The 12,352-nt window shown below is 64.5% G+C and carries 13 protein-coding genes; 9 read left to right on the top strand and 4 right to left on the bottom strand.

The features are described from left to right. The first annotated feature begins 7 nt into the window (after positions 1 to 7). From ETQ85_RS06960 to ETQ85_RS06935, 6 genes are all read left to right on the top strand, one after another. On the top strand, positions 8 to 757 hold the full coding sequence (locus ETQ85_RS06960) for an electron transfer flavoprotein subunit beta/FixA family protein (protein WP_148578322.1): 750 nt from the start codon (positions 8 to 10) through the stop codon (positions 755 to 757). Positions 758 to 759: 2 nt separating this feature from the next. Further along, positions 760 to 1,695 (top strand): electron transfer flavoprotein subunit alpha/FixB family protein, encoded by a 936-nt coding sequence (locus tag ETQ85_RS06955; RefSeq protein ID WP_148578321.1) that lies wholly within the window; start codon positions 760 to 762, stop codon positions 1,693 to 1,695. Between the two features lie 25 nt (positions 1,696 to 1,720). Next, a complete protein-coding gene (locus ETQ85_RS06950; protein ID WP_148578320.1) occupies positions 1,721 to 3,511 on the top strand; it encodes an acyl-CoA dehydrogenase C-terminal domain-containing protein in 1,791 nt (596 codons plus the stop codon). Between the two features lie 106 nt (positions 3,512 to 3,617). Further along, positions 3,618 to 5,249 (top strand): electron transfer flavoprotein-ubiquinone oxidoreductase, encoded by a 1,632-nt coding sequence (locus tag ETQ85_RS06945; RefSeq protein WP_148578319.1) that lies wholly within the window; start codon positions 3,618 to 3,620, stop codon positions 5,247 to 5,249. 112 nt (positions 5,250 to 5,361) lie between these two features. Beyond that, positions 5,362 to 5,676 carry a DUF485 domain-containing protein gene (locus ETQ85_RS06940; protein ID WP_148578318.1) on the top strand — a complete coding sequence of 105 codons (315 nt, stop codon included), beginning with the start codon at positions 5,362 to 5,364 and terminating at the stop codon, positions 5,674 to 5,676. Beyond that, entirely contained in the window at positions 5,673 to 7,346 is a 1,674-nt protein-coding gene (locus tag ETQ85_RS06935; protein ID WP_148578317.1) for a cation acetate symporter, read from the top strand. The genes ETQ85_RS06940 and ETQ85_RS06935 overlap by 4 nt, the downstream gene beginning before the upstream one ends. Positions 7,347 to 7,543: 197 nt before the next feature. Here the strand turns inward: ETQ85_RS06935 and ETQ85_RS06930 are convergent, their stop codons facing one another. The 3 genes from ETQ85_RS06930 to ETQ85_RS06920 all read right to left on the bottom strand — a co-directional run bounded on the left by ETQ85_RS06930 (position 7,544) and on the right by ETQ85_RS06920 (position 8,822). Then, positions 7,544 to 8,185: a class I SAM-dependent methyltransferase gene (locus ETQ85_RS06930; RefSeq protein ID WP_246128658.1), complete on the bottom strand. Its 642-nt coding sequence runs from the start codon at positions 8,183 to 8,185 to the stop codon at positions 7,544 to 7,546. Positions 8,186 to 8,209: 24 nt separating this feature from the next. Beyond that, positions 8,210 to 8,470, bottom strand: a complete 261-nt coding sequence (gene infA / locus ETQ85_RS06925) for a translation initiation factor IF-1 (protein WP_148578315.1) — start codon at positions 8,468 to 8,470, stop codon at positions 8,210 to 8,212. Between the two features lie 145 nt (positions 8,471 to 8,615). Next, positions 8,616 to 8,822: a cold-shock protein gene (locus ETQ85_RS06920; RefSeq protein WP_148578314.1), complete on the bottom strand. Its 207-nt coding sequence runs from the start codon at positions 8,820 to 8,822 to the stop codon at positions 8,616 to 8,618. 354 nt (positions 8,823 to 9,176) lie between these two features. Here ETQ85_RS06920 and ETQ85_RS06915 point away from each other — a divergent pair, with 354 nt between their 5' ends. From ETQ85_RS06915 to ETQ85_RS06905, 3 genes are read left to right on the top strand one after another with little or no spacing between them, the layout of a single operon-like run. Beyond that, positions 9,177 to 10,439, top strand: a complete 1,263-nt coding sequence (locus tag ETQ85_RS06915) for an ATP-binding protein (protein ID WP_148578313.1) — start codon at positions 9,177 to 9,179, stop codon at positions 10,437 to 10,439. Continuing rightward, positions 10,436 to 10,978, top strand: coding sequence for a response regulator transcription factor (locus ETQ85_RS06910; protein WP_148578312.1), 543 nt, complete (start codon positions 10,436 to 10,438; stop codon positions 10,976 to 10,978). The genes ETQ85_RS06915 and ETQ85_RS06910 overlap by 4 nt, the downstream gene beginning before the upstream one ends. Continuing rightward, positions 10,975 to 11,376, top strand: coding sequence for an RNA-binding S4 domain-containing protein (locus ETQ85_RS06905; protein ID WP_148578311.1), 402 nt, complete (start codon positions 10,975 to 10,977; stop codon positions 11,374 to 11,376). Before ETQ85_RS06910 ends, ETQ85_RS06905 begins: the two co-directional genes overlap by 4 nt. A gap of 95 nt (positions 11,377 to 11,471) precedes the next feature. Here ETQ85_RS06905 and ETQ85_RS06900 read toward each other — a convergent pair whose 3' ends face one another. Further along, entirely contained in the window at positions 11,472 to 12,344 is an 873-nt protein-coding gene (locus ETQ85_RS06900; RefSeq protein ID WP_148578310.1) for an AEC family transporter, read from the bottom strand. Between the last annotated feature and the right edge of the window lie 8 nt (positions 12,345 to 12,352).

Raw genomic sequence — 12,352 nt, 5'->3', positions numbered from 1 at the left:
CAAAAACATGAAGATTCTCGTACCGATCAAGCGGGTCGTTGATTACAACGTCAAGATCCGCGTCAAGGCCGACCAGTCCGGCGTCGAACTGGCCAACGTCAAGATGGCCATGAACCCCTTCGACGAAATCGCCGTCGAGGAAGCCGTACGCCTGAAGGAAGCCGGCAAGGCCACCGAAGTGGTCGCCGTCTCCGCCGGCGTCACCCAGTGCCAGGAAACCCTGCGCACCGCCATGGCCATCGGCGCCGACCGGGGCATCCTGGTCGAGACCGACGCCGACCTGCAGCCGCTGGCCGTGGCCAAGCTGCTCAAGGCCATTGTCGACAAGGAGCAGCCGAAGCTGGTGATTCTCGGCAAGCAGGCCATCGACGACGACGCCAACCAGACCGGCCAGATGCTCGCCGCGCTCCTCGGCTGGCCGCAGGCCACCTTCGCCTCCAAGGTGGAAATCGGTGCGGAAAGCGTCACCGTGACCCGCGAAATCGACGGCGGCCTGGAAACCCTGGCCCTGCCGCTGCCGGCCGTCATCACCACCGACCTGCGCCTCAACGAGCCGCGCTACGCAACGCTCCCCAACATCATGAAGGCCAAGAAGAAGCCGCTCGATACGCTGCAGCCGATCGACCTGGGCGTGGATGTGACACCGCGCCTGACCACCCTGAAGGTGGTCGAGCCGGCCAGGCGCAGTGCCGGCGTAACGGTGGCTGACGTGGCTCAGCTGGTCGAAAAACTCAAGAACGAAGCAAAGGTGCTCTGATCATGACCATCCTCGTCATCGCCGAACACGACAACGGCAGCCTCAAGGCCGCCACCCTCAACACCGTCACCGCCGCCCTGAAGCTCGGTAGCGACGTCGAAGTGCTGATCGCCGGCGCCAACTGCGGCGGTGCCGCCGAAGCCGCCGCCAGGCTGGCCGGCGTCACCAAGGTCAAGGTCGCCGATGCGGCCCCCTACGCCGAACAGGGCGCCGAAAACGTCGCCGCCCTGCTGGTGGACGTGATCAAGGCCAGCGGCTACAGCCACGTGCTGGCCCCCGCCACCACCTTTGGCAAGAACATCCTGCCGCGCGTCGCTGCGCTGCTCGACGTGGCGCAGATTTCCGAAATCACCGCCATCGAATCGGCCGACACCTTCGTGCGCCCGATCTACGCCGGCAACGCGCTGGCCACGGTCAAGTCGTCCGACAGCATCAAGGTCATCACCGTGCGCACCACCGCCTTCGACGCGGCGACTGAAGGTGGCTCTGCCAGCGTCGAAGCCATCGCCGCCGGCGCCGAGCTGAGCCAGTCGAAGGTAATTGGCCGCGAACTCACCAAGTCGGCCCGCCCCGAACTCGGCGCCGCCAAGATCATCGTTTCCGGTGGCCGCGGCATGGGCAGCGGCGACAACTACCGGGCCGTCCTCGAACCCCTCGCCGACAAGCTCGGCGCCGCCATGGGCGCCAGCCGCGCGGCAGTCGATGCGGGCTACGTGCCCAACGATTACCAGGTCGGCCAGACCGGCAAGATCGTCGCCCCGCAGCTCTACCTCGCGGTCGGCATCTCCGGCGCCATCCAGCACCTGGCCGGCATGAAGGATTCCAAGGTGATCGTCGCCATCAACAAGGACCCGGAAGCCCCGATCTTCCAGGTGGCCGACTACGGCCTGGTGGCGGATCTCTTCGAGACCGTCCCGCAACTCGTCGCCGCCCTCTAAACACCGAATTCGCAAGGAACACGCCATGAGCACCTATATCGCCCCCGTCAAGGACATGCTGTTCGCCATGAACGAGCTGGCCGGCCTGCAAGACATCGTCACCCTGCCCGGCAACGAAGACGTCTCCATCGATCTGGTCGAGGCCATCCTCGACGAAGCCGGCAAGTTCGCCACCGAAGTGGTCGACCCGCTCAACGCCGTTGGCGACCGCCAGGGCAACAAGTGGAAAGACGGCGTGGTCACCACCGCCGACGGCTTCAAGGAAGCCTACGCGACCTTCTGCGAAACCGGCTGGAACGGCATGCCCGCCTCCACCGAGTTCGGCGGCCAGGGCCTGCCGGTCACGGTGTCCACCGCCGTGCTGGAAATGTGGAAGTCGGCCAGCATCTCGTTCTCGCTGTGCCAGATGCTCACGCTGGGCGCGGTGGAAGCCATCGCCCACCACGGTTCCGACGAACTCAAGGCCACCTACCTGCCGAACATGGTGTCCGGCAAGTGGACCGGCACCATGAACCTCACCGAGCCGCAGGCCGGTTCCGACCTGGCCGCCATCCGCAGCAAGGCCGAGCCCCGCGGCGACGGCAGCTATGCCATCAGCGGCACCAAGATCTTCATCACCTGGGGCGAACACGACATGGCCGAGAACATCGTCCATCTCGTGCTGGCCCGCCTGCCGGACGCGCCCCCGGGCGTGAAGGGCATCTCCCTGTTCATCGCGCCGAAGTTCCTGGTCAATGCCGACGGCAGCCTGGGCGAGCGCAACGACCTGATCTGCGCCTCCATCGAACACAAGATGGGCATCCACGGCAGCGCTACCGCCGTCATGTCCTTCGGTGACAAGGGCGGCGCCATCGGCTATCTGGTCGGCGAGCCGCACCGCGGCCTCGAATACATGTTCACGATGATGAACCACGCCCGCCTCAACGTCGGCCTCGAAGGCGTCGGCGTCTCCGAGCGCAGCTACCAGCACGCCCTGGCCTACGCCCGCGACCGCATCCAGGGCAAGATCATCGGCGACAAGTCCGGCGAGAAGAAGCCGATCCTGCACCACCCCGACGTGCGCCGCATGCTGATGGACATGAAGTCCCGCACCGAGGCTGGCCGCGCCATCGCCTACTACGTGGCTGGCTGCATGGACCGCGCCAAGAGCAGCCCCGACGCCGACGTGCGCAAGGCCAACCAGACCCGCCTCGAACTGCTGACCCCGGTGGTCAAGGGCTGGTGCACCGAGAACGCCCAGGGCATTACCTGGAACGGCGTGCAAGTGCACGGCGGCATGGGCTTCATCGAGGAAACCGGCGCCGCCCAGTACATGCGTGACGCCCGCATCGTCACCATCTACGAAGGCACCACCGCCATCCAGGCCAACGACCTGATCGGTCGCAAGACCGCCAAGGAAGGCGGCAAGAGCATGCAACAGTTGCTCGCCGACATCGCCGAAACCGGGGCCGCCCTGCGCGCCACCGACAACCCGACCCTCAAGGGCCTGGCCGAAGCCCTCGGCGACGGCATCGCCGCGCTGGACGAAGCCACCACCTGGCTGCTCAACAACTACGACGCCAACCCGCAGGCCGCCGCGGCCGGCTCGGTGCCCTTCCTCAAGCTCACCGGCATCGTCGTCGGCGGCTGGCTGATGGCCCGCTCCGCGCAGATCGCCGCCGGCCGGGTGGACGAAGCCGACGGCGACTTCTACAAGGCCAAGCTGGTCACCGCCCGCTACTTCGCCCAGCACGTGATTCCCGAGGCCAACGCCTATCGGGATGCCATCGTGAATGGCGCCGAGTCGGTGCTGGCCCTGGAAGAAGCCCTTTTTTAAGCCTTTTGCAGGTCGGACTTCAATCCGGCAGCGCACGTTCAGCCTGGGTTTGTCGGACTGAAGTCCGACCCACAGGCTGACCGCCCCTTTTTGTTCGGAGACAGCAATGACGCGTGAAGCGATGGAATACGACGTGGTAATCGTCGGTGCCGGCCCCTCGGGGCTGACGACGGCGATCCGCCTGAAGCAACTGGCCGAGAAGGCCGGCAAGGAGCTTTCGGTATGCGTCGTGGAGAAGGGTTCCGAAGTCGGCGCCCACATCCTGTCCGGGGCGGTCATCGAGCCCCGCGCGCTGGCCGAGCTGTTTCCCGACTGGAAGGAGCGCGGCGCGCCCCTCAACACACCGGTGACGGCCGACCGTTTCCTGTTCCTCACCACCGACAAGGCTTACAAGCTACCCACCCCGCCGCAGATGCACAACGAGGGCAACTTCATCGTCAGCCTCGGCAACGTGGTGCGCTGGCTGGGTGAGCAGGCCGAGGCGCTGGGCGTCGAGATCTACCCGGGCTTCGCCGCCTCCGAAGTGCTTTTCAACGCGGACGGCTCGGTCAAGGGCATCGCCACCGGCGACATGGGTGTCGAGAAGAACGGTGAGCCCGGCCCCAACTACCAGCCCGGCATCGAGCTGCACGCCCGCCAGACGGTGTTCTCGGAAGGCTGCCGCGGCTCGCTGACCAAGGGTCTGTTCAGCAAATTCAATCTGCGCGACGGCGCCGACCCGCAAACCTACGGCATCGGCATCAAGGAACTGTGGGAAGTGCGCCCCGAGGTGCACCAGGCCGGACTGACCATGCACACCGTCGGCTGGCCCGTGTCCACCGACGTCTATGGCGGCTCCTTCCTGTATCACCTCGAGAACAACCAGGTGGCAGTAGGCTTCGTGGTCGGGCTGGACTACAGCAACCCGCACCTGTCGCCCTACGAGGAATTCCAGCGTTTCAAGACCCACCCGGAGATCCGCAAGGTCTTCGAGGGCGGCCGGCGCATTTCCTACGGCGCGCGGGCGCTCAACGAAGGCGGCTTCCAGTCGGTGCCCAAACTCAGCTTTCCGGGCGGCCTGCTGGTCGGCGACACCGCCGGCTTCCTCAACGTGCCCAAGGTCAAGGGCACCCACATGGCCATGAAATCGGGCATCGAGGCGGCGGAAGCGCTGTTCACCCATCTCACCTTCGATGGCCAGACCGGCCCCGAAGTGCTCGGCTACGCCGAACGCCTCAAGCAAAGCTGGCTGTGGGACGAGCTCTACCAGGTGCGCAACATCCGCCCGAGCTTCCGCTGGGGCCTCTTGGGCGGCATCGCCTACAGCGCGCTCGATACCTACCTGCTCAAGGGCCGGGCGCCGTGGACCCTGCATCACCACGCCGACCACACCCAGCTCAAGAAGGCGTCCGACTGCGCGCCCATCGTCTATCCCAAGCCGGACGGCAAGATCAGCTTCGACCGTCTTTCGTCGGTGTTCATCTCGGCCACCAACCACGCCGAGGAGCAGCCCTGCCACCTGCGCCTGAAGGATGCGTCGGTGCCGATTGCGACCAACCTGGCTCTCTATAACGCACCGGAAACCCGCTACTGCCCGGCCGGCGTGTATGAAATCGTCGAGGACCCGAGCGGCCCGCGCATGCAGATCAACGCTCAGAACTGCCTGCACTGCAAGACCTGCGACATCAAGGACCCGACCCAGAACATCGACTGGGCCGTACCGGAAGGCGGCGGCGGGCCTAACTACCCGAACATGTAATGCGGACTTCCGGGCGACCGCGATCCGTCGCGGCGACCCGGCAGCCAAAAGAAACAAAAAAAGAGAACAGCACGCAGCACCGTCTCAACCATCAACGGTCCCTGGAGGGCTTATGTCGAAAAACACAATCCAGGCAAAGATTCGGGCCAACCCGAAATTTGCTGAAATGGTCGGCAAGCGTACGCGCCTGGCCATCCTTCTTTCCCTCATCGTGCTGGTGCCCTACTACACCTTCATGCTCCTCACCTCGCTCCAGCCACAGTTGTTCACGGCCACCATCAGCGAGGGCAGCGTCATCACCATCGGCTGGCCGATCGCCGCGCTGATCGTCGTCGGCGGCTGGCTGATGACCGGTATTTACATCAGCAAGGCCAACGGCGAATTCGATGACCTGAACAAGCAGATTCTGGACGAGGCCCGCAAATGAAACGCTCCCTCACCGCATTGATCGCCGGCTGCCTGCTGGCCGCCTCGTTCGCCGTATTTGCCGGCCCTGGCGCCATCGAAGGCGTCGAAAAGCAGCCGGTCAACATCAGCGCCATCGCCATGTTCATGGTCTTCGTGCTGGCCACCCTCGGCATCACCTACTGGGCCTCAAAGCGCACCAAGTCGACGGCTGACTTCTACACGGCGGGCGGCGGCATCACCGGCTTCCAGAATGGCCTGGCCATTGCCGGCGACTATATGTCGGCAGCCACCCTGCTCGGCCTGACCTCGATGGTCTACTTCACCGGCTTTGACGGGTTCATCTACGCCGTGTGCTTCTTCATCGGCTGGCCGATCATCCTGTTCCTGATCGCCGAACGGCTGCGCAACCTCGGCAAATTCACCTTTGCCGACATCGCCTCCTACCGCCTCGACCAGAACCGCATCCGCACCTTTGCAGCCTTCGGTTCGCTCACCGTGGTGTGCTTCTACCTGATCGTGCAGATGGTCGGTGCCGGCCAGTTGATCCAGCTTCTGTTCGGCCTGGACTACAACACGGCCGTGGTCGTCGTCGGCATCCTGATGATGGTCTACGTCACCTTCGGCGGCATGACCGCCACCACCTGGGTGCAGATCATCAAGGCCTGCCTGCTGCTTGGCGGCGGTGTCGTCCTGCTGCTACTGACGCTGGCCCACTTCGGCTGGTCCTTCGAGAACCTGTTCTCGCAGGCCATCGCTTCGCACAAGAATGGCGTCAAGATCATGGCCCCGGTCAAGCTGATGGCCGACCCGATCTCCGCCATCTCGCTCTCGCTGGGCCTGCTTTTCGGTACCGCCGGCCTGCCGCACATCATGATGCGTTTCTTCACCGTGCCGAACGCCAAGGAAGCCCGCAAGTCGGTGTTTTACGCAACCGGCTTCATCGGCTTCTTCTTCCTGGTGACCATGGTTCTCGGCGCTGCCGCAATCTCCATCGTCGGCACCAACCCGGCCTTCTTTGAAGGTGGTCAGGTGGGCGGCAAGCTGATCGGCGGCGGCAACATGCCGGTGATGCACCTGGCCAAGGCCGTCGGTGGCGACGTATTCCTCGGCTTCCTGTCGGCCGTGGCCTTCGCTACCATCCTGGCGGTGGTTTCCGGCCTGGCGCTGGCTGGCGCTTCCGCCATCTCCCATGACCTGTACGCGCGCGTCATCAAGAAGGGCACCGCCACCACCGAGCAGGAAATGAAGGTCACCAAGTACGCCTCCGTGCTGCTCGGCATTCTGGCCATCCTGCTGGGCATCGCCTTCAAAGACCAGAACGTGCTGTTCCTGGTCGCCCTGGCCTTCGGCGTCGCCTCGTCGGTGAATTTCCCGGTATTGATCCTTTCCATGTACTGGAAGGGTCTGACCACCCGCGGCGCCCTGTGGGGCGGCATTGCCGGTCTGGTTTCATCGGTTGGCCTGGTCATCCTGTCCCCGACGGTATGGGTCAAGATCCTCGGCAACCCGGCCGCCATCTTCCCGTACGACCATCCGGCCATTGTGTCCATGTCGCTCGCCTTCTTCGTCACCTGGCTGCTGTCGGTCACTGACAACAGCCCGCGCGCAGCCAAGGAAAAGGACGCCTACGAAGAACAGTACATCCGCGCCCAGACCGGGCTCGGCGCTGCCGCTGCCAGCGACCACTAAGGCTGCGGACAGACAACACGGTTTACTTCCTCCCCCTCGAGGAACTTTCGGGCGCCGCAAGGCGCCCGCTTTTTTTGTCCCGTCGCAAAACCGCCAACAGGCAGGACGCAAAAAAGCCGCCTCGGCGGGCGGCTACGGGCACTACATGGGTAGCACTTGATCAATGCGGCACAAGAGCACTCACCGGGCGATAGGGATCAGACCCGCCGATACTGGAGCAGGCGCCCCCGGTAGGGACTGCCGTCGTCCAGCGGAGCATCAATGGTGGTTTCGGTCAGCGTGAAGCCGAGCATGGCCATGGCCCGGTTAAAGGGCGAACGGTTGCTCCGGTTCGGGTCCACGATCAACACTTCGGCTTGCGCTGCGGCATGGAGCTGGATGAAGGCAGCGAGCTGTTCCGGGTGGCTGCGCTCGTAGAGCACATCGCTACCGATGATCAGGTCGAACTCACCCAGTTCCGGATTGCCGCGCCCCCAGTTGCCGGTCTCGTACTTCAGATCGGGCAAACCATTGAGGAGCAGGTTGCGGCTAAGGAAACTGTGGGTCAGCGGATGGCAATCACTGGCCGTAATGTCGCCCAGGCGGCGATGGATCACCATGCTGGCCAGCGCCAGCCCGCAACCGATTTCAAGAATGCGACGCCCTCCCAGTTCACGGACCTGCATGAGGTCGGCGAGCTTGCGGGCCGAGGGCCAGACCTGCCCGAAGAGGGGCCAGGTTGCCGGGGAAATTCCCACGGCTTGGGCCTCCCCCAGAGGGTCGGAATACTGCTGGCGATCAAGCAGGGAACGTATTTCAAGACCGGCTCCGCCGATCACGCCCACCTGCTGGAATTTCACCTCATAGCCCGGCACCGGGCGAGGTCAGAAACGGCGACGCTGGGGAGCGGGGCCACTACCACGGCCTTCGAGGTGACGGAAAGTGATCCGACCCTTGGAGAGGTCGTAGGGAGAGAGTTCGAGGGACACTTTGTCGCCAGCGAGGATGCGGATGTGGTGCTTGCGCATCTTGCCACCGGTGTAGGCGATCAGCATGTGACCGTTGTCGAGGGTGACACGAAAGCGCGCATCAGGCAGCACCTCAGTCACAACACCTTGCATTTCAATAAGATCTTCTTTTGCCATGGACGTCTCCAGGTAGATGAAAAAGAAAAAGCCCGGCATGAACCGGGCTCATTCATGAGGAGGCGGCCTGACTGAATCTCAGGAACACGACACCCTTCAGTACTGCCCGGCCCAACGCGAACGCCAGGCCGGTTTCGCTCAGCGATTACTCGGCCGGGCGAATGTTCGAAGCTTGCTGACCCTTCGGGCCAGTGGTCACGTCGAACGTGACGCGCTGACCTTCGGTCAGGGTCTTGAAGCCGGAGCCTTGGATCGCAGAGAAGTGAGCGAACAGGTCTTCACCGCCGGCTTCCGGGGTGATAAAACCGAAGCCCTTGGAATCATTGAACCACTTCACGGTACCAGTTGCCATTTTGAATATCCTTTAAGAAAAAAAGCAGGGACATGCCCTGAGGGTAGGGCGAAGCTCAAGACGGCGGGGTGATGAAGGGAGGACAACCGCAGGACTGCGGGTACTGAACCACACAACAACAACACTACTTGAAGATCGCAGGGCGGAACTTTGCACCTTATCGCCCCACAATGCAAACACTATTTGCAGCACGGGTCAAAATAGTTGCTCCCCACAGCCCTCGCCCCGAAAACCCGCAGCCCTGCTGCTGCGACAATCCACCACATTCCACCTCTGAGCGCACGCCGCTAGAGTCCGCCCGGACCGCAAACCCCAGCACCTGATAGCCCACCATCCTTGGGCGATAATGGACCGATGCCCTTTCCACAGATCACCAGCCGACCACCCAGCTCCGTCGACGCCCTGCGCCGCCTGATCGGTCTGCGCTGGCTGTCCCTGGCAGGCATGAGCACGGTACTGATCTCGGTGCCCTGGCTGCTGGACATTCCGCTCCCTGCGCCCCCCCTCTTCAAGATCCTGCTCGCCCTGACAGCCTTCAACGTGGTCTCCCTGCTGCGCGCAAGGCAGCTTGCCGACGAGATCCGCGGCATCGAGCTGTTCATCCAGCTGTGCGTCGACCTGACAGCCTGGAGCACCTTCCTGTACTTCACCGGCGGCGCCACCAACCCGCTGATCTCCCTGCTGCTGCCTCTGGTCGCCATCGGCGCCGCCATCCTGAGCGGCCCCTACGCCTGGGCACTCGCCGCACTCGCCGTAGCGGCCTACTCGATTCTGTGGGATTTCAACGAACAGCTCGACATCTACGATTCCGGCCTCGCCGTGCACTGGCACCTGGCTGGCATGTGGCTCACCTTCGCCCTCTCGGCCGGCGTCATCGTGTGGTACGTGGTGCGCATGAGCGCCGTCATCCGCAGCCGCGACCAGGCCCTCGCCGAGGCCCGGGAAGCGCGCCTGCGCAACGCACGCATCGTTGCCCTCGGCAACCTGGCGGCCGGGGCTGCCCATGAGCTGGGGACCCCACTGGGCACCATGGCCATCGTCGCCGGCGAACTGGCCCGCAACCCGCAACTCGATGACAACACCCGCGCCGATGCCGAGCTGCTGCGCGAACAGATTGCCCACTGCAAGGCCATCCTCGGCGGCCTCACGCTGCGGGCCGGCAGCCTGCGTGCCGAAGGCGGCCAGACCCTGCCGGCGGACGCCTGGCTGAAAGGCATCACCGAGCGCTGGCGCAGCCTGCGCCCGCGCGTTCCGCTGGCCACCCGCATCGATTGCGGGCATCCGGCCCCCAACCTGGTCGCCGATGCGACCCTCGAACAAGCCATCCACAACCTCATCAACAACGCCGCCGATGCCTGTCCGCAGGGCGTGGAATGCGAAGCACGGATCGACGCCGAACAACTCGTCGTCGCCGTTCTCGACCGCGGCCCTGGCATGCCCGCCAAGCTCCAGACAGGTCACACGGCCCTCGACAGCACCGGCGAAGGCCTCGGCATCGGCCTGCTGCTGGCCTTCGGCGCCGTCGAACGCTGCGGCGGCGGCATCGCGTTCGCGCCCCGCCCCGGCGGCGGCACCCTGGCCACCCTTACCCTTCCCTTGTCAGCCCTCAGCCCATGACCCCGCAGGACGCCCCTCACATCCTCGTCATCGACGACGACCCCGCCTTCAACCGCGTGCTTACCCGGGCCCTCGGCCAGCGCGGCTTCACTGTCTTCGGCGCCCAGGAAGCCGAGACCGCCCTCGCTTTGGCGCACGAGCACGAACCGGAGTACGTGGTGCTCGACCTCAACATCGACGGCAGTTCCGGCCTGCGCCTGATCGACCCCCTGCTCGCCGCCAATCCGGACTGCCGGATCCTCGTCCTCACCGGCTACGCCAGCATCGCCACCACCGTCGATGCCATCAAGCTCGGCGCCATCCAGTACCTGGCCAAGCCGGCCGACGTGGATGCCATCCTCAAGGCCTTGCAGGCTGGCGACGTGATCATCGACGACGAACTGAACACCAGCCCCATGTCCATCGACCGTCTCGAGTGGGAACACATCCAGCGCGTACTTGGCGAAAACGACGGAAATATCTCCGCCACCGCCCGAGCGCTTAAAATGCACCGTCGCACACTGCAACGGAAACTGGCCAAACGGCCGGTCAAGGAATGAAACCCACGCACGACCACGATGAACGCGTCCGCCTCGACAAATGGCTGTGGGCGGCCCGCTTTTTCAAGCACCGCACCCAGGCCACCGAAGCCGTGGACGGCGGCAAGATCCAGCTCAACGGCGTCCGGGTAAAACCGGCACGGGATGTAAAAATCGGCGATCAGGTCGAGATCCAGGCCACTGAGGCGCGCTTTTGCGTGATCGTGAAAGGTATTGCCGACAAACGCGGCAGCGCCACCGTCGCCCAGACCCTCTACGAAGAAACCGTCGAGAGCATCGCCGCCCGCGAAACAGAACGGGAGCAACGCAAGCTCGCCGCCACGCCCGGCGCCGACCTCCACGGCCGGCCAACCAAGCGCGACCGGCGCCAGATCGGCCGCTTCAACAGCCAGGGCTGACGCGTCAACGCAGCATCTGCGGGCCGGACTTCAGTCCAACAGCGAATGTCCAGCCAGCCGAGTCGGACTGAAGTCCGACCCACGGACAATACCGGCTACAAGCCGAGCGCCAGCGCCACCGGCAGGAAGGCCAGCGCCGCCACATTGCCAATGAGCACGATGGACGCCACCTTCTCCGGCTCCTGGTGATAGCGCTCGGCGAAGATGTAGTTGAGCACCGCCGGCGGCAGCGCACCAAACACCAGCAGCAAGGCCCGCTCCCGCTCGGGCAGCGGCACCAGCAGCATCACGCCGGCCGCCAGCGCCATGCCGATCACTGGCCGCAGCACCGCCCCCATCAAGCCCAGGCGGATTTCGCCGATACGCGACTCGGTGAGCCGCACGCCCAGCGCAAAGAGCATCAGCGGAATCGAGATGTCGCCGAGCATCCTGATCGCCAGCATCGCCGGCGCCCACACCTCGATGCCGGCAATGCCCACTGCCAGCCCGGCCGCGGTAGCCAGCACCGACGGCACCTTCCACACGCTGGTCAGCTTGATGTGGTGGTCGAGCAGCCAGGCGCCGAAAGAGAAGTGCAGCAGGTTCGACACCATGAACATCACCACCGCCGGCGCCAGTGCCTGCTCGCCAAAGGCCAGCACGGCCAGCGGCAGGCCCAGGTTGCCGCAGTTGTTGAACATGATCGGTGGCACCAGCGTCTTCGGCGCAATGCCCATAGCCCTGGCCGCCGCCCAGCCCAGCAGGCCGGACCCGATCACCACCGCTAGCGTGGCAAACAGCAGCGGCAGAAACTCGGTGATGTGGAAGGACTTGTTGGCCAGCGCCCCGAACACCAGCGCCGGCACAAACACATCCATGTTCAGCTTGTTGGCGTGAGACAGGTCCGGCTTTGCCCGTCGCCCGACGAGGAAGCCGACAGCGGTGATGGCGAACAGCGGAAAAAGAATGGAGACGATACGCAGCAGCATGGCCGGAG

It is taken from the genome of Zoogloea oleivorans (assembly GCF_008107625.1).
GTDB classification, from domain to species: domain Bacteria; phylum Pseudomonadota; class Gammaproteobacteria; order Burkholderiales; family Rhodocyclaceae; genus Zoogloea; species Zoogloea oleivorans.
The sequence above is the reverse complement of the archived record's forward strand: the minus strand, read 5'-3'. Positions and strand labels throughout refer to the sequence as shown.

What these genes read in the sequence shown, in the direction of transcription:
- ETQ85_RS06900 (WP_148578310.1), bottom strand. Translation starts at nt 12,344, where the DNA reads ATGCTGCTGCGTATCGTCTCCATTCTTTTTCCGCTGTTCGCCATCACC.
- ETQ85_RS06960 (WP_148578322.1), top strand. Translation starts at nt 8, where the DNA reads ATGAAGATTCTCGTACCGATCAAGCGGGTCGTTGATTACAACGTCAAG.
- infA (WP_148578315.1), bottom strand. Translation starts at nt 8,470, where the DNA reads ATGGCAAAAGAAGATCTTATTGAAATGCAAGGTGTTGTGACTGAGGTG.
- ETQ85_RS06910 (WP_148578312.1), top strand. Translation starts at nt 10,436, where the DNA reads ATGACCCCGCAGGACGCCCCTCACATCCTCGTCATCGACGACGACCCC.
- ETQ85_RS06905 (WP_148578311.1), top strand. Translation starts at nt 10,975, where the DNA reads ATGAAACCCACGCACGACCACGATGAACGCGTCCGCCTCGACAAATGG.
- ETQ85_RS06920 (WP_148578314.1), bottom strand. Translation starts at nt 8,822, where the DNA reads ATGGCAACTGGTACCGTGAAGTGGTTCAATGATTCCAAGGGCTTCGGT.
- ETQ85_RS06915 (WP_148578313.1), top strand. Translation starts at nt 9,177, where the DNA reads ATGCCCTTTCCACAGATCACCAGCCGACCACCCAGCTCCGTCGACGCC.
- ETQ85_RS06945 (WP_148578319.1), top strand. Translation starts at nt 3,618, where the DNA reads ATGACGCGTGAAGCGATGGAATACGACGTGGTAATCGTCGGTGCCGGC.
- ETQ85_RS06935 (WP_148578317.1), top strand. Translation starts at nt 5,673, where the DNA reads ATGAAACGCTCCCTCACCGCATTGATCGCCGGCTGCCTGCTGGCCGCC.
- ETQ85_RS06940 (WP_148578318.1), top strand. Translation starts at nt 5,362, where the DNA reads ATGTCGAAAAACACAATCCAGGCAAAGATTCGGGCCAACCCGAAATTT.
- ETQ85_RS06955 (WP_148578321.1), top strand. Translation starts at nt 760, where the DNA reads ATGACCATCCTCGTCATCGCCGAACACGACAACGGCAGCCTCAAGGCC.
- ETQ85_RS06950 (WP_148578320.1), top strand. Translation starts at nt 1,721, where the DNA reads ATGAGCACCTATATCGCCCCCGTCAAGGACATGCTGTTCGCCATGAAC.